General features: G+C 49.9%; 13 protein-coding genes. 4 read left to right on the forward strand and 9 right to left on the reverse strand.

Annotation, left to right across the window (positions count from 1 at the left end; translation table 11 throughout):
• Nucleotides 1-10: 10 nt before the first annotated feature.
• The 5 genes from H4O27_RS06630 to eno all read right to left on the reverse strand — a co-directional run bounded on the left by H4O27_RS06630 (nt 11) and on the right by eno (nt 7,139).
• Nucleotides 11-1,552 (reverse strand): cytochrome ubiquinol oxidase subunit I, encoded by a 1,542-nt coding sequence (locus H4O27_RS06630; RefSeq protein WP_165009895.1) that lies wholly within the window; start codon nt 1,550-1,552, stop codon nt 11-13.
• A 272-nt stretch (nt 1,553-1,824) separates the two neighbouring features.
• On the reverse strand, nt 1,825-3,480 hold the full coding sequence (locus H4O27_RS06635) for an amino acid ABC transporter ATP-binding/permease protein (RefSeq protein WP_165009896.1): 1,656 nt from the start codon (nt 3,478-3,480) through the stop codon (nt 1,825-1,827).
• Nucleotides 3,467-5,164 carry a thiol reductant ABC exporter subunit CydD gene (gene cydD / locus H4O27_RS06640; protein WP_165009898.1) on the reverse strand — a complete coding sequence of 566 codons (1,698 nt, stop codon included), beginning with the start codon at nt 5,162-5,164 and terminating at the stop codon, nt 3,467-3,469. Before cydD ends, H4O27_RS06635 begins: the two co-directional genes overlap by 14 nt.
• Before the next feature lie 391 nt (nt 5,165-5,555).
• On the reverse strand, nt 5,556-5,834 hold the full coding sequence (ftsB, locus tag H4O27_RS06645) for a cell division protein FtsB (protein ID WP_165009900.1): 279 nt from the start codon (nt 5,832-5,834) through the stop codon (nt 5,556-5,558).
• Between the two features lie 18 nt (nt 5,835-5,852).
• Nucleotides 5,853-7,139 carry a phosphopyruvate hydratase gene (eno, locus tag H4O27_RS06650; RefSeq protein ID WP_165009902.1) on the reverse strand — a complete coding sequence of 429 codons (1,287 nt, stop codon included), beginning with the start codon at nt 7,137-7,139 and terminating at the stop codon, nt 5,853-5,855.
• On the opposite strand from eno, the gene H4O27_RS06655 reads away from it, so the two are divergent.
• A complete protein-coding gene (locus H4O27_RS06655; RefSeq protein WP_165009904.1) occupies nt 7,138-7,305 on the forward strand; it encodes a hypothetical protein in 168 nt (55 codons plus the stop codon). The two genes, eno and H4O27_RS06655, sit on opposite strands and share 2 nt — an antisense overlap.
• Nucleotides 7,306-7,419: 114 nt before the next feature.
• Here H4O27_RS06655 and guaB read toward each other — a convergent pair whose 3' ends face one another.
• A complete protein-coding gene (gene guaB / locus H4O27_RS06660) occupies nt 7,420-8,883 on the reverse strand; it encodes an IMP dehydrogenase (protein WP_165009905.1) in 1,464 nt (487 codons plus the stop codon).
• A 233-nt stretch (nt 8,884-9,116) separates the two neighbouring features.
• Here guaB and H4O27_RS06665 point away from each other — a divergent pair, with 233 nt between their 5' ends.
• On the forward strand, nt 9,117-9,557 hold the full coding sequence (locus tag H4O27_RS06665) for a DUF4124 domain-containing protein (protein ID WP_165009907.1): 441 nt from the start codon (nt 9,117-9,119) through the stop codon (nt 9,555-9,557).
• 49 nt (nt 9,558-9,606) lie between these two features.
• Here H4O27_RS06665 and H4O27_RS06670 read toward each other — a convergent pair whose 3' ends face one another.
• A complete protein-coding gene (locus tag H4O27_RS06670; protein WP_206222813.1) occupies nt 9,607-10,929 on the reverse strand; it encodes an anaerobic C4-dicarboxylate transporter family protein in 1,323 nt (440 codons plus the stop codon).
• Between the two features lie 309 nt (nt 10,930-11,238).
• Between H4O27_RS06670 and H4O27_RS06675 the strand changes: the two genes are divergently transcribed.
• Entirely contained in the window at nt 11,239-12,216 is a 978-nt protein-coding gene (locus tag H4O27_RS06675; RefSeq protein ID WP_165009910.1) for an IS30 family transposase, read from the forward strand.
• A 213-nt stretch (nt 12,217-12,429) separates the two neighbouring features.
• On the opposite strand, the gene H4O27_RS06680 is transcribed toward H4O27_RS06675, so the two are convergent.
• Together H4O27_RS06680 and H4O27_RS06685 are read right to left on the reverse strand one after the other, a co-directional pair.
• Nucleotides 12,430-13,002 (reverse strand): IS1595 family transposase, encoded by a 573-nt coding sequence (locus tag H4O27_RS06680; protein ID WP_165009912.1) that lies wholly within the window; start codon nt 13,000-13,002, stop codon nt 12,430-12,432.
• A gap of 202 nt (nt 13,003-13,204) precedes the next feature.
• Nucleotides 13,205-13,363 (reverse strand): hypothetical protein, encoded by a 159-nt coding sequence (locus tag H4O27_RS06685; RefSeq protein WP_165009914.1) that lies wholly within the window; start codon nt 13,361-13,363, stop codon nt 13,205-13,207.
• A gap of 303 nt (nt 13,364-13,666) precedes the next feature.
• Here H4O27_RS06685 and H4O27_RS06690 point away from each other — a divergent pair, with 303 nt between their 5' ends.
• Nucleotides 13,667-15,442 carry a ShlB/FhaC/HecB family hemolysin secretion/activation protein gene (locus tag H4O27_RS06690; RefSeq protein WP_165007838.1) on the forward strand — a complete coding sequence of 592 codons (1,776 nt, stop codon included), beginning with the start codon at nt 13,667-13,669 and terminating at the stop codon, nt 15,440-15,442.
• Nucleotides 15,443-15,444: the final 2 nt, after the last annotated feature.

Raw genomic sequence — 15,444 nt, forward strand, 5'->3', positions numbered from 1 at the left:
CCCTGTCTCCTTAATGCGCTTCATTGTCGTAACGCCCCGTGCCGAGCGAACCCGGCCCTTGGCTGATGTATTTGCGCATCAAATACACTTCTACCGCCAACAATACCGTGTAAAACACGATAAAGCCCGCCAGCGAACCATACAGCGATGTTACCGATAATGATGATGCAGACAAATGCGTCGGCAACACGCCGTAAACCGTCCACGGTTGGCGGCCGTATTCGGCCAGCAGCCAGCCTGCTTCAATCGCAATCCACGGCAGCGGCAGCGAAACCGCCGCCAAGCGCAGCAGCCATTTTTTGTGGGCGAAGGTATTTTTCACCGAATGCCAGAAGCTCAAGCCGAACACGAGCAGCATCACCACACCGCTGAACACCATCACGCGGAAGCTCCAAAACAGCGGTGCCACTTTCGGAATGGTCTCCCGCGCGGCTTGGTCTTTCATTTCCGGCGTGGCATCGGCCACATTGTCAGTGTATTGTTTCAACAGCAAACCGAAGCCGAGATTGTCTCGGTGCTGCTCAAACACATCACGCGCGGCGGCATCATCACGGTTTTGGCGCAGCGTTTCCAAAGCAGTCACGGCCTGCTGCCCCGATTCAATGCGCTGGCGGTTTTCCGCCACAATGTCTTTAATGCCCGGAATCTCCTTATCCAACGAACGCGTGCCGATGATGCCCATCACATAAGGGATATGCACGGCAAAATCGTTTCTCATCTCTTTTTCGTTGGGGACGGCAATCAGGTTAAACGAAGCAGGAGCAGGCTCGGTTTCCCACATCGCCTCCAACGCCGCCATCTTGGTTTTCTGCGCATGGCCGATACTGTAGCCCGATTCGTCACCCAACACGATAACCGATAAAATCGATGCCATACCGAACGCTGCCGCAATGCGGAAACTTTTCTTGGCAAACTCAATGTCTTTCTTACGCAGCAGATACCAGCTCGATACCGACAGTACGAACATCGAGCCGGTGACATAGCCTGCCGATACCGTGTGCACGAATTTATTTTGCGCTTCCGGATTGAAAAACACATCGGCAAAGCTGGTCATTTCCATGCGCATGGTTTCCAGATTGAACACCGCACCGACGGGATTTTGCATCCAGCCGTTGGCCACCAGAATCCACAAAGCAGAAAGATTGGTGCCCAGCGCCATAAACATCGTCACCAGCAAATGCTGGCGGCGGGTCATGCGGTCCCAGCCGAAAAAAAACAGCCCGACCAAAGTTGCTTCCATAAAGAAAGCAGTTAAGCCTTCCAAGGCCAGCGGCGCGCCGAAAATATCGCCGACATAGTGCGAATAATACGACCAGTTGGTACCGAACTGAAATTCCATGGTAATGCCGGTGGTGACACCCAAAGCAAAGTTAATACCGAACAATTTGCCCCAAAACCGGGTCATGTCGCGGTAAATCGCCTTGCCCGTCATCACATACACGGCCTCCATAATCACCAAAATCCACGATAAACCCAATGTGAGCGGCACGAAGAGAAAGTGATACAGTACCGTAACGGCAAACTGGAGCCGCGAGAGCTCAATCACATCCATACGGAATACTCCTTTAAATATGCGTGTTAATCATCAATAAAATTCATCAATAAAATGTGTGGATTAAAGTATTAATTAATCATTTGTTTTTCTAATTTTTGAGGAACCCATAATCCGTCATGCCCGCAAAGGCGGAAATCCGGACTCATCAGCGCCGGAAATTTATAAAGATTGCGGAGGATTAAAATTCCGGATTCCCGCCTTCGCAGGAATGGCGGGCATGCTTTTCTTGGTTTAAATTGAGTTTTGCAAAAATCTTGATATCTCCATACTCAAGGCCGTCTGAACAATGGTTCACTATCCATATCCAAAACCCGATAACCCGAATCGTTCGGCAAATGATGGCTGGCGGCAATCAAAAAGCCATCGGCTTGGGTTTCACGCAATATCTGCCAAATATGCCCGCGCGTGGCTTTGTCCAATCCGGCAAACGGCTCGTCCAACAGCAAAACGGGCTTCGGCCGCAACAGCAAGCGCGCCAAGGCGATTCTTCTGGCCTGTCCGCCCGATACCGCCGCACCGTATTCACCCAAAGGCGTTTGCAAACCCTGCGGTTGCGCCCTTGCCCAATCGGCCAGTGTCACTTGTGCCAACACGCGCCATAAGTCTTCATCGCTCATCTTTTCATCGCCCAAACGCAGATTATCGGCTAAGCTCATGTCGAAAATATCGACTTGCTGCGCCAAATAATTCACCGCCGCAAAATCGTATTCCCGCCCGTCCATGTTCAGACGGCTTGATTGCGCCGGCAACTCTCCGGCCAACACATCCAATAAAGTCGACTTACCGCAACCGGATTTACCTCGGATAATCAGCGCTTCGCCTTTTGCCAGTGCAAAGGAAATATTTTCCGTACCATTCAATGCGCCTGTGTAGCGGGCGTAAAGATTCTGAACAATGATATGGCTGATATTATTCAAGGCCGTCTGAACATCATGATTGGGCATGTTCAAAACCGTTTCAGACGGCACGGCCAATTCATTCAAGCGGTCGCGGGCGGCGGCGGCAAAACCGTAAGCCATGAATTGCGCTGTCAAAGGCGACAATGCTTCGTTCAGCCCGAATACCGCCAGTACCATCGCCAGCAATACCGGTACGCTCAAATCCTGCGTTTGTAATAAAGGCAAGGCCTGCCAAATCATTAATCCGACCACTGCTGCCAGCAAACATTGTTGCAACCAGCCATATAATGAAGTCAAGGCTTGCCGGCGGCGTTTCAATTGGCCGTAGGCTTCATCGGCAGCGATAAACTCACGGCGGTAATCCGCCCAGCGCCGCCATAGCAGCAGCGGTGTCAGCATTTGCAAAGGCTCAAGCAGCAAAATACGGCGTGCTTCGGTTTGGTCGGCATCGGCGCGCGCCAGTTTTTTGCCATGAACAGCAGCCAAGGCAGGCAACACGATGCCGGCCAGCAATAAAGGCAAAGCAACCGCTGCCGCTAAATCCGGTGCTACCAGAGCCAGCCACAATAAAAAGGCCGTCTGAAGCAGCAACGCCCACAGCCACGGCATAAAAAAACGCAACGGCAGATTGTCGAGCAAATCAATATCGCCCGTCAGGCGGTGCATGATTTGCGCCGAAACATTTTCCTTATTCCAAGCTTGCATCAGGTTCGCAAACAAGCGGATACGCAAATCACGCAAGAGCGCCAACACGGCATTGTGCGAAGCCAAGCGTTCGCCGTAGCGGCCGGCGGTGCGGATAATCGCCAAGGCGCGGATAATGGCACCGGGGCGGAAATAGTCAAACGTATAAGCTGTGACCATCGCCGCTAAACCGGCCGCCGCAGCAGCACTGATAAACCAGCCCGACACCGCCAGTAAAGCCGTCGTCGCCAATAAAGTTACCGCACCCAAAGCCCATGCCGGCAACCATTTTTCGGCTTGCGACTGCCACAATTCGCGCAAACTGAATTTATGCTTTTCCACGATCCGCCCCCAAAATCACCGTTTTGTCCAGCCAATTGATTTCCTGCCAATCGTGGCTCACCAGCAGTACCGTTTTGCCACGGCTGAGCGTCTCCAGCAAAGCATAAATTTCGGCAGCGGTTTGCGCATCCAAATGGGCGCAAGGCTCATCCAGCAGCCATAAGCCGCAATTACGCAGCAATAATTGCGCCAGGGAAAGCCGTTGCTGCTGCCCGCCCGACAAACCGCGCCCGCGCTCACCCAATAGCGTATCCAAACCTTGCGGTAATCGGGCAATCACATCCCACAGGCCGACTTGTTCCAAAACCTGCTGCATCTCGTTTTCATTGGCATCTGCTTTGGCCAGGCGCAAATTATGGCGGATACTGCCGCGCATCAGCGTGGCCGATTGTGCCAGATAAGCGGTTTGCTGCCGTAAGCGGGCAATGCGGTCACAATAGCCTTCACCATTTATCAGAATCTCGCCCTGATAATCAGCAAAACCAAGCAGGGCTTGCAGCAAACTCGATTTACCGATGCCGCTCTCCCCGCCAATGCCGATACGAGCGGCAGGCGGAATATGCAGCGAAAATTCGGCCAAGCGTTGCCGTCCTCCATCAGTAATGCTTACGTTGTTCAACAGAATTTCAGGCGCATGATGGGCAGTTGCTTCATTTAATAAGCCGTCTGAAAAATCAGCCGGCTTGGCGTGTGCCAGCAAAGGTTGCAATACTTCCGCCGCCGCCTGCGCCTGTGCTTTGGCATGGTAATCACTGCCCAATTGGCGTAAAGGCAGATAAAATTCGGGCGCCAACAGTAAAATAAACAACGCGCTTTCATACGGCACCGGTACGACACCCTGCGCCCACGGCAACACGCCGAGCAAGCCCAAGCCGAGATACACGGCCACCAGCGCAATCGCCAGCGAAGCAAACAATTCCAATACCGCACCCGATAAAAACGCCAAGGCCAACACGCCCATGGTTTTGCGCTGATAGCGCGAAGCCGCTTGTGCTACCTGCTTTTGCGCCCAATCCGTGGCCCGCAACCGCCTGAGCGTCGGCATACCGCGCACCATGTCTAAAAAACGCCCGCCCAATTTCGCCAATATGTCTAGCTGTTCGCGGTTTTTATCGGCTGCCATGCTGCCGACCAAAATCATAAACAGCGGCACCAACGGCGCGGTCAACAGTAAAAGTCCGGCCGCCAGTTTACTGTGAAAAAACACTGCCGCCACAATCGCCAATGGTGTGATGACCGCCGCCAAACTTTGCACGTAAAAACGGCTGATGTAGCCATCGAGCGCATCAACCTGCTCTAAAACCTGTGTGCTCAATGCGCCGTCGTTACCGTATTGATGCCGTGCCGGACCTAAATTCGCCAAAGCATCTAATAATTTTACCCGCAAGCCACTGCGCGTTTCCAAGCTGATATTTTGCAGCAGCCGCTCTTTACCTAAGTTTAACAGCGGTCGCAGCAGCAAACAGGCCATCAGCCACGGTAAAATATGCAGCAATACGTCACGGTTAACCGCCGCATCTACTACCACAACATTCAACCAATCGGCAAACAGGCGCGCCAACAACGCGCTTTGCACTATCAACAAAGCCACCGATACACACGCCAAAACCACCGGCAGCCACAAGCGGCGGCGGTAAGGCAAAAGCAGGCTGCTCAGTAGATCGTCGGAACGCATTTGCGGCATAGAAATTCCTGAGATGAAAACAAACGACAATCTATCGCTAAAGTTTAACCAAGGATAAGTTGAAAGGCTTACGGCATTATATGCCTGATTTGATTTATATCAAACCAAGCGAACTGTAAAGGCATTGAGAAAACGGCATAACGATATGACGAGACTTTTGCAAACCTCTCATTTTTAGCATATTTCTTCGTTATGCTCTGCTCGAAAGCTTGCTTATCAGATGTATGTCTTCGCTTTCTGTGCCGCTATAACTTCGGACTGAACTCAAATCTGTGGGTTTGCAAGGGTTTCAATGTTAATAGAAAAGATTTATTCATTTGATGAATGAATAGTGTAAAAAGATAAAGGCCGTCTGAATATTCAGACGGCCTTCAATAAGGAAATGAATTTCTTAACGGCTGCTCTCGATAAAACGGTAATAAGTTTCGCCGTCTTGCACATAGCCCAATTCCACGCGGGCGATTTCAGAAATGGCCTCTTGGCCGTTGGCCAAATCGTCCACTTCCGCCGCTAAGAAATTATTGCGCAAAGTGAGCGTTTGGTTTTTTTCTTCCTGCACTGCAAGCTGTTCCTTCAACTCATCCGCATGTCCCCAGCTGCCTTTACCGAACCACAGGCTGTACTGAAACCACACCAGTGCGATGGATAAAACGATGGTCACCCACTTCATGCAACATACTTCCTATTCTTATTTGCCCAATTGGTAGAAGGCGGCTTTGCCCGGGTAGTAAGCGGCTTCGGCCAATTCTTCTTCGATACGCAGCAATTGGTTGTATTTTGCCATGCGGTCAGAGCGGCTCAACGAACCGGTTTTGATCTGCATGCAATTGGTCGCCACAGCCAAGTCGGCAATGGTGCTGTCTTCGGTCTCGCCCGAGCGGTGGCTCATCACGCTGGCGTAACGGTTGCGTTTTGCCAAATCAACGGCTTGCAAGGTTTCGCTCAAGGTACCAATTTGGTTTACTTTGACCAACAATGCATTGGCCACACCTTTTTCAATGCCTTCAGCCAAGATTTTCGGATTGGTTACGAACAAGTCGTCGCCGACCAATTGCACTTTGCCGCCCAATTTATCGGTCAGCAGTTTCCAGCCGTCCCAGTCATTTTCATCCATACCGTCTTCGATAGAAATGATTGGGTATTTGGCCGCCAAGTCAGCCAAGTAGTTGGCAAATTCTTCGCTGCTGTAGGCTTTGCCTTCAGCTTCCAAGTGGTATTGACCGTCTTTGTAGAATTCGCTTGAAGCGCAATCCAAGGCAAACAACACATCTTCACCTGCTTTGTAGCCTGCGGCTTCCGTGGCTTCTACCATCAATTGCAACGCTTCTTCGTGGCTGTTCAGGTTAGGGGCAAAACCGCCTTCGTCACCCACAGTAGTCGGGAAACCTTTACTGTCACATAATTTTTTCAGAGCGTGAAAAATTTCCGCACCGCAACGCAGGGCTTCACGGAATGATTTCGCGCCAACCGGCATAATCATGAATTCTTGAATATTCAGGCTGTTATTGGCGTGTTCGCCACCGTTGATGACGTTCATCATCGGTACAGGCAAAGCCATCGGGCCGGCACCGCCCAAATAGCGGTACAGCGGCAAGCCTGCATCTTCAGCCGCCGCACGGGCAACCGCCATAGATACGGCTAAAGTCGCATTCGCACCCAAACGGCCTTTATTGTCGGTGCCGTCTAGTTCCAGCATGATTTGGTCGATGTAAGATTGCTCGTTGGCATCCACACCAATCAAGGCTTGGGCAATTTCGTTATTGACGTGCTCAACCGCAGTCAACACACCTTTGCCCAAGTAACGGCTTTTATCGCCGTCGCGCAACTCCAGCGCTTCTTTTTGGCCGGTTGACGCACCGCTTGGTACGGCAGCACGCCCCATCACGCCCGATTCCAACAACACATCACACTCAACGGTAGGATTACCTCGTGAGTCCAAGATTTCGCGGGCAAAAATATCAACGATTGCGCTCATGAGCATTCTCCAAATAAAAGGAAGGGAAAAATCGGCTTTTGAAATGCTGCAGACGTTTTCAGACGGCATCATAAAAGGCCAGCCGAATCGACAAGCAGCAGCTTTTTATCAATCTCTTGGCATCGGTTTAATCATTGGCCAAACCGATTCAATCAAACTGCTATAGTTTAACAGTTTTTCAGACGGCCTGATAGCCAGAAAAGTCAGATATTGTGCAAAAGGCCGTCTGAAAAGCATTGGCAGGCAAACTTTTCAAACGGCCCTGATTCAGATTAACAAATTAACGATGGTAATTCGGCGCTTCTTTGGTAATCTGCACATCGTGAACGTGCGATTCGCTCATACCGGCAGAAGTAATTTCCACAAATTCGGCTTTTTCGTGCATTTCATTAATGCTGGCGCAACCCAAGTAGCCCATGCTCGAACGCAAACCACCCATCAATTGATGAATGATGTTCACAATAGGGCCTTTGTAAGGCACGCGGCCTTCAATACCTTCCGGCACGTATTTATCGGTACTGTCGGTTTTGTCTTGGAAATAGCGGTCGGCCGAACCTTGGCTCATTGCACCCAGCGAACCCATGCCGCGGTAAGATTTGTACGAACGGCCTTGGTAAAGCTCAATTTCGCCCGGTGCTTCTTCCGTACCGGCAAACATACCGCCCAGCATCACGCTGTATGCACCGGCAGCCAAGGCTTTGGCAATATCGCCGGAGAAGCGGATACCGCCGTCGGCAATCAGCGGAACGCCCGTACCTTTCAAGGCTTCGGCAACATTATGAATCGCCGTCAGCTGCGGCACACCGACACCGGCCACGATACGGGTGGTACAAATCGAACCCGGGCCGATACCGACTTTCACCGCATCGGCACCCGCCGCCACCAAATCCAAAGCCGCTTGGGCAGTTGCAATATTGCCGCCGATTACCTGCACTTGCGGGAAATTTTCTTTCACCCAACGCACACGGTCAATCACGCCTTGGCTGTGGCCGTGGGCAGTATCAACCACAATCACGTCCACACCGGCTTCTACCAAGGCTTTGACACGTGCTTCAGTATCGCCGCCGGTACCCACTGCCGCACCGACACGCAGACGGCCTTCGGAATCTTTATTGGCATTTGGGAATTCGGTGTTTTTCAGAATATCTTTAACCGTAATCAAGCCTTTGAGCTCATCTTGCTCGTTCAGCACCAATACCCGCTCGACTTTATGCGTGTGCATCAGCTCCCGGGCTTCTTCGATGCTGGTGCCTTCGGCTACGGTCACTAAACGATCACGCGGTGTCATGATGGCCGATACCGGCAAATCTAAACGCTCTTCAAAACGCAAATCGCGGTTGGTCACAATGCCGACCACTTTGCCGTTTTCCACTACCGGCAAGCCTGACATTTTGCGTTTGCGTTCGGCACGTTGTTTCAGCAAATCGCCAATCAACACATCCGGCGCCACGGTGACCGGATCTTTTACAATACCGCTTTCATGGCGCTTCACCTTCGACACCGCGCGCGCTTGCAGCTCCGGCATCATGTTTTTATGGATAATGCCGATACCGCCTTCCTGCGCCATCGAAATGGCCAGACGGGCTTCGGTTACAGTATCCATTGCGGCAGAAAGCAGGGGGAGGTTGAGGGTGATTTCTTTGGTGAGTTTGGTTTGAAGTTTGACGTCGCGCGGCAGCACGGTTGAATGTGCAGGAACCAATAAAACGTCGTCAAAAGTATAGGCTTTTTCTACGATACGCATGATACTCAGGCTTTCAGTTTGTGCAAGATGCACGACATTATAACATGTAAAGAATCGACTTAACAGAATCACTTGCTCATTTGCACTAATTTTTTACAATTTGAACAATCTGCCACGTAAAACAACCATATCACCTTAAATTTTCGCTGATTTTTATGACATTCCGCTTAAAAACCAAGTAAAATATCCAAAACAACATAAAATACCCTTTTTATTTTTACTCGGGAAACCCTATGAAAACGCCCCTGACATACACCCTGCTGACCCTTTGTTTATCCTTCACTGCCGCCACCGCTTCAACCAACAGCGTGTACACATGGCGCAATACCAACGGCACCGCCACCTATTCCGATGTGCCGCATCGCCTGCAACCGGCACGAAGCAACACTATGAATGTGCGTACGCATACGGTTTACCAGCCGGCAAAAGCAGCTGCCCCTGCACCAAATGAAGGCTCTATTGCGGAGCAAGATCAGCTCAATCAACGAATCACTGAAGCTAATAAGCAGATTGAAGCCCAAAATCAAAAAATTGCCGAAAACAACCAAGCGATGAAAGACGATAACTGCAAAGCCGCCCGTCTCAACCGCGATTATGCCGAATCTGCCCGCGCCAACAACCGCGAAGCATTGAAACAGCGTTATGATGCCGACATCAGTAAATATTGCAACTGATTTATAAATAAAGGCCGTCTGAAATTTCAGACGGCCTTTCCATATCGAATCAAAGAAACATTTTGGCAAACAGCAAACCGAAGCCCAAAGAAAACGCCATGCTCAATAAACCCGGTATCATAAAGCTGTGGTTAAAAATAAACTTGCCGATTTTGGTCGTGCCTGTACTGTCGAAATCGATGGCCGCAATAATCGGGCCGTAATTCGGGATAAAGAAATAGCCGTTCACCGCCACGAAAGTGCCCAAAATGATTTCGGTCGGGATACCCAAGGAAATGGCAATCGGAAACAAAGTCGCCACCGTCGCACCTTGGCTGTTGACCAATACCGACAACAGAAACAAAGCAAAGGCAAATGTCCATGGCGCGGCCTCGACCAAGTGCGATACGGCTTCTTTTACTTCGGCCAAATGGCCGTGCATCAGCGTATCGCCCAACCATGCCACGCCGAATACGGCAATTACCGCACGCATACCGGCGTGAAACACCGATCCTCGTGTGATGTCGTCGCCATTCGGTTTGCACAGCAAAATAATAAACGCTGCCGCAGCCAACATCACAATCTCAATCGTGTGAGCCATGCCCATCGGTTTGGCTTCTTCTCCGAATGCCGGACGTAATTCCGGCAACGCACCCATAATCACCACCAACACCGCCGCCAATAAGAAAATGCCGACCGATAATTTCGCCTGCGGGCTAACGTTTAGACCCACATGCTCGAATTCATCTGCCGCATACGCGTTCACATAATCCGGGGCTTGCAACAAAGCTTGATAATGCGGATCGTCTTTTAAATCTTTGCCCAATTTATTAACGAACACACAGGCCAAGCCGATACCCAAAAGGGTCGCCGGCATAGTCACTTTCAATACATCTGTCATGGTGATGTTTTGCGGCTCTAGATAAGTCACCGTTGCCACCACTGCCGCCGCAATCGGGCTTGCAACAATGGCGAACTGCGATGCAATCACCGCCATGGCCAGCGGACGCGACGGCCGGATACCATTGCGACGGCTCACTTCGGCAATCACCGGCAACACCGAATAAGCCACATGGCCGGTGCCTGCCAATACGGTAAACGTCCACGTCACCATGGGCGCGATAAAAGTGATGTATTTCGGGTTTTTATGCAGCACACGTGTAGCGATTTTAATCATGTAATCCAAACCGCCACTGGCCTGCATAGCTGCCGCAGCAGACACCACCGCCATAATCATCAGCATGACATCAATCGGCGGACTGGTTGGCTCCATGCCGAAACCAAACGCCAACACTGTCAAACCGATACCGCCCATCACGCCTAAGCCGATTCCGCCCAGCCTTGCGCCGATTAAGATACACAGCAGCACAATGGCAAACTGAATGAAAAACATGCCAGACATACACACTCCGTTGTTGATTAATTTGTGAAAACGCTTTGCCGCTTAAATTTTTACCAAGCTGCTTTTTATTATGAATAAATACGATAAATGCAAAAAGCCGGGCAAAAACACCGGCTATCGTCGATATCAATGTTTTCAATCATACATGAACAAACATAAACAAACAATTCCTTACATAACATCAAAGGCCGTCTGAAAACGTTTCAGACGGCAGCGGATTCGCCTATCAAGTGCAACATTGCAAAACAGAAAAGGTCAGTATACGGTAGCATACTGCCTTTCCCGACAAGAAAGATTGCAATGCGCTACACACAACTGACCCAAGACGAACGATACCACATTCAGCATCATTACCGCCGGCAAACCATCACACAAACCGCACAAACGCCCGGTCACCACAAAAGCACCATCAGCCGCGAAATCAAACGCCATAGCCAAAACCAAGTCTATCGCGCCGCCCCGGCACAACAGCAAAGCCGCCAACGCAAACAGAAAAAGCGCAGTTCCTACAAAATGACCGCACAACTCATCGGACAGATCAACACCCTTGTCCGTCAAAAACCCGGCCCGCAGCAAATATGCGGATACCTCGAAAAACACCACCAAATCAAACTCCACCACAGCACCGTTTACCGCTACCTGCATCAAAACAGAAACAGCGGCGGCACATTATGGCGACACCTCGGAATATGCAGCAAATCCTACCGTAAAAAATACGGCAGCAAAACACGGACCGGAGGCAAAGTTCCCGACCGCGTCGGTATCGAACACCGTCCCGAAACCGTCAACAACAGAACGCGCATCGGCGACTGGGAAGCCGACACCAACCAAAAAAGCGCACTGCTGACACTGGTGGAACGCGTTACCCGTTACACCATCATCTGCAAACTCAAAAATTTCAAAGCCGAAGACACCGCCAACGCCGTCATCAGCGCATTGAAAAAACACAAAGACAGGGTACACACGATTACAATGGACAACGGCAAAGAATTTTACCGGCACAAGAAAACCGCTAACGCATTGAAAGCAGAAACCTATTTCTGCCGCCCCTACCACTCTTGGGAGAAGGGAACGAACGAAAACACCAACGGACTGATACGCCAATACTTCCCGAAACAGACGGATTTCGGGAAAATCAGCGGGAAGGAAATCCGGCAGGTTCAAGATGAACTGAACCACCGTCCAAGAAAAACACTTGGCTATGAAACACCAAGTGTTTTATTCTTGAATATCTTCCAACCCCTGTTAACAGATGTTGCACTTGAAAAGAGAAAGTAAGGCCGTCTGAAAGATTGGGATTTCTTAGACGGCATTCGTTTTAATAAATATAGAAAGCCATATTAAATTGGGTGGGCAGCAAGTGCCTACCCTACGCTTGCTACACATTGATTTTAGGTTTCATGCAGGCTACGGCTTGCTCATTCATATAAAATATGGGGCTGACGTAGATTAGCCCTAAACACCACACCAAATTCGCAGAATTTTTAACTGCTATTTTAGTGTGCCAAAATTAAAACAAAATTCGCATTCTTTCAAGAATAAGGGAAAAGATTTACGGTCAATTCCGTTGTATTTTCTCAGAACACGTTTTGCTTGGTTCCGGAAATTCCCAATGCCGTTAATGTGGTTTTGACACTCTGCAAAAATCTGTGAATGATTGATGCGATGATGAATAAATTCGCTCACATCAAGCACATCACAGCTTTTGTAACAGTCCGTATAAACAATACTATCAGGCATGATTTTTCTTTTAATAACAGGTAGTAAAGTATCTTGTTTGGTGTTTTCAACCACAACGGTATAGACCTTACCATTGCGTTTTAAAATACCAAAAACAGCCGCTTTACCAGCCGCACCGCGACCGCGTTTACCCTTGCGTTGTCCGCCAAAATAGCTTTCGTCCAGCTCAATAGAGCCATCAAAAACTTCGTCTGCTTGAAGTGCTAAATGGTAGGCAATCGCTTGACGGATTTTGCGGTAAAACAACATAGCACAATTAGATTGAATACCGAGTATATCCGCTGCTGAACGAGCAGTAACTTCTAATACAAAAAACTGAAGCAACTTTTGCTGTGTAGATTTACTGTGTTGTAATGGGTTATCTTCATTTTTTGAGTGTAACCTAACTGCTAATCTACGTCAGCCCCATTTTCTATGCAGACTATATTGGCAATCGTTGGTATTGTTCGTACTTCAATGACAGTGATGATAACTGAGTGAATAACGAAGAATAACAAAAAGGGCAGCTATCTTGCTGCCCTTTTTGTTATTCAGATAACGCATCCTCAACCACAGCCAAGCTCCTGTAAAATGCGGTCTTCCCTTCCTTGCTCTGAAGCTTGGTACCGCCGCTGAAACTCAGGCGCACCGAGCATTCACTCAAGTCCGGCGATTCTTCCACTTCGATGATATGGGCAATGGCCATCGTCTTTCCTTTCTCTATCTGATATTGGCAATTTCATTCAGGGTTTTGCCGCGATATGCGCTGATGGGCAGCAACCTGAACTGGAATGGTTAGGATTCCACCTACTGTCACGCAATTCATCCCCCATCTAAAAACCAAGGTAAATCAAAAATAAAATATTGATTATTTTGAATAAAATAACAAATTTATTGCAAATCGGAATGGCCGGCTATCCAAATAACCAACCTTTAATCATGTAAACTTTGCTTTTCTTTACCTTATTCCAATAACATGGCTCGCTCAACCACCTTACAGGTTCCAAGCATGTCCGCCTTTCACTATTCTTCAGACTGCCGCTCATTGATGTTGTCGTTCGCTTTGCTGGCAACTGCTGCCATGCCCGCGCTGGCTGACGAAAGACAAGCCGGTTTGATTCAGCAAGAACAAGCCCGGCAGGAACAGCAGCGTTTGCGCCAACTCGAGCAGCAGATGCAGTCGGCACCGGATGTGCGCCTAGACCGAACCGCAGAAGCCGTTTCTTCATTGCTGCTTCCTCAAAACGAAACGCCTTGTTTCCCCGTTCAAGAAATCACCTTAATCGGCGATTCTGCCGCCAAATTCCAATTTGCACTGAATAAAGCCATCAAACAATCCGGCTTCCAACCGGGCATGTGTCTGGGTGCGCAAGGCATCAACCACATCATGACGTTAGCACAAAACGCCGTTATTGACCGCGGCTATACCACCACGCGGATTTTGGCTGCGCCTCAGGATTTGAATTCCGGCAAATTGGAATTGACTGTCTTCCCCGGCCGCATCGGTCAAATCCGTTTTGATGAAAGCCATGCCGCAGAAACCCATGTCGGTCGGATTACCGCATTTCAAAACGAATTTCCTGCTGATTCAGACGGCCTGTTGAACCTGCGCGATTTGGAACAGGGTTTGGAAAACCTCAAGCGCGTTCCGACTGCCGAGGCAGATATCCAAATCATGCCGTCTGAAAAAGCGGATGTGAGTGATGTGGTGGTGCAATGGCGGCAGCGCACCCTTCCCTACCGCCTGACTTTGGGTTTTGACAATTCGGGCAGCAAGGCCACCGGCCGCTATCAGGGCAATATGACTTTCTCCGCCGATAACCCTTTGGGTTTGAGTGATTTGTTTTACGCTTCGTATAACCGTGATTTAGGCACACGTTCGGCAGATACCGATTCAGACGGCCATACGGTCAAAGGCGGTACCAACGGCTATGCTTTCCATTATTCCGTACCGTTCGGCAAATGGCTTTGGTCATGGAACCACAGCTACTACCGTTATCATCAGGCGGTAGCAGGCGATTCTGAGGTGTATGACTACAACGGTAAAAGCTGGAACAGCGATGTCGGCGTGAGCCGCCTGCTTTACCGTGATGCCCGCCGTAAAACCCATGCCGCGTTCAAATTGTGGCAGCGTGAAACGCACAGCTTTATCAATGATGCGGAAATCGAAGTGCAACGCCGCCGCACGGCCGGTTGGTCTGCTAATTTAAGCCACAAGGAATACATCGGCCAAGCCACGCTGAATCTGGGCTTGGGTTACAAACGAGGTACGGGGCGGAACAACAGCCTGTCTGCGCCCGAAGAAGCCTTCGGCGAAGGCACGTCCCGCATGAAAATCCTTACTGCCGATACCGGTGTGAATGTGCCGTTTAAAATCGGGCAGCAAAACTTTGCCTTCGACAGCAACTTCCATGCACAGTGGAACAAAACACCATTAACGCCGCAAGACAAACTGGCCATCGGCAGCCGTTATACCGTGCGCGGTTTTGATGGTGAAACCACTTTATCTGCCGAACGCGGCTGGTATTGGCGCAACGATTTATCTTGGCAGTATCATCCGAGTCATCAGCTTTATGCGGGTTTGGACGCCGGCCGTGTCTCCGGTCCTTCTGCGCAATACCTGTTGGGGCAAAGTCTGAGTGGTGCGGCCTTAGGTGTGCGCGGTCAAAGCAAAGTGGGCGGAATACTTTCTTACGATTTTTTCGCCGCCAAACCGCTGCACAAACCCGACCGCTTTCAAACGGCCAACACCACGTTCGGTCTCAATCTGAATTACAGTTTCTAATC

The organism is Neisseria yangbaofengii (genome assembly GCF_014898075.1).
GTDB lineage: Bacteria > Pseudomonadota > Gammaproteobacteria > Burkholderiales > Neisseriaceae > Neisseria > Neisseria yangbaofengii.

Bases quoted from the DNA above. Each gene is read 5' to 3' on its own strand.
- H4O27_RS06630 (WP_165009895.1), bottom strand. From the start codon at position 1,552: ATGGATGTGATTGAGCTCTCGCGGCTCCAGTTTGCCGTTACGGTACTG.
- cydD (WP_165009898.1), bottom strand. From the start codon at position 5,164: ATGCCGCAAATGCGTTCCGACGATCTACTGAGCAGCCTGCTTTTGCCT.
- ftsB (WP_165009900.1), bottom strand. From the start codon at position 5,834: ATGAAGTGGGTGACCATCGTTTTATCCATCGCACTGGTGTGGTTTCAG.
- H4O27_RS06655 (WP_165009904.1), top strand. From the start codon at position 7,138: ATGAGCATTCTCCAAATAAAAGGAAGGGAAAAATCGGCTTTTGAAATG.
- eno (WP_165009902.1), bottom strand. From the start codon at position 7,139: ATGAGCGCAATCGTTGATATTTTTGCCCGCGAAATCTTGGACTCACGA.
- guaB (WP_165009905.1), bottom strand. From the start codon at position 8,883: ATGCGTATCGTAGAAAAAGCCTATACTTTTGACGACGTTTTATTGGTT.
- H4O27_RS06665 (WP_165009907.1), top strand. From the start codon at position 9,117: ATGAAAACGCCCCTGACATACACCCTGCTGACCCTTTGTTTATCCTTC.
- H4O27_RS06670 (WP_206222813.1), bottom strand. From the start codon at position 10,929: ATGTTTTTCATTCAGTTTGCCATTGTGCTGCTGTGTATCTTAATCGGC.
- H4O27_RS06675 (WP_165009910.1), top strand. From the start codon at position 11,239: ATGCGCTACACACAACTGACCCAAGACGAACGATACCACATTCAGCAT.
- H4O27_RS06685 (WP_165009914.1), bottom strand. From the start codon at position 13,363: ATGGCCATTGCCCATATCATCGAAGTGGAAGAATCGCCGGACTTGAGT.
- H4O27_RS06690 (WP_165007838.1), top strand. From the start codon at position 13,667: ATGTCCGCCTTTCACTATTCTTCAGACTGCCGCTCATTGATGTTGTCG.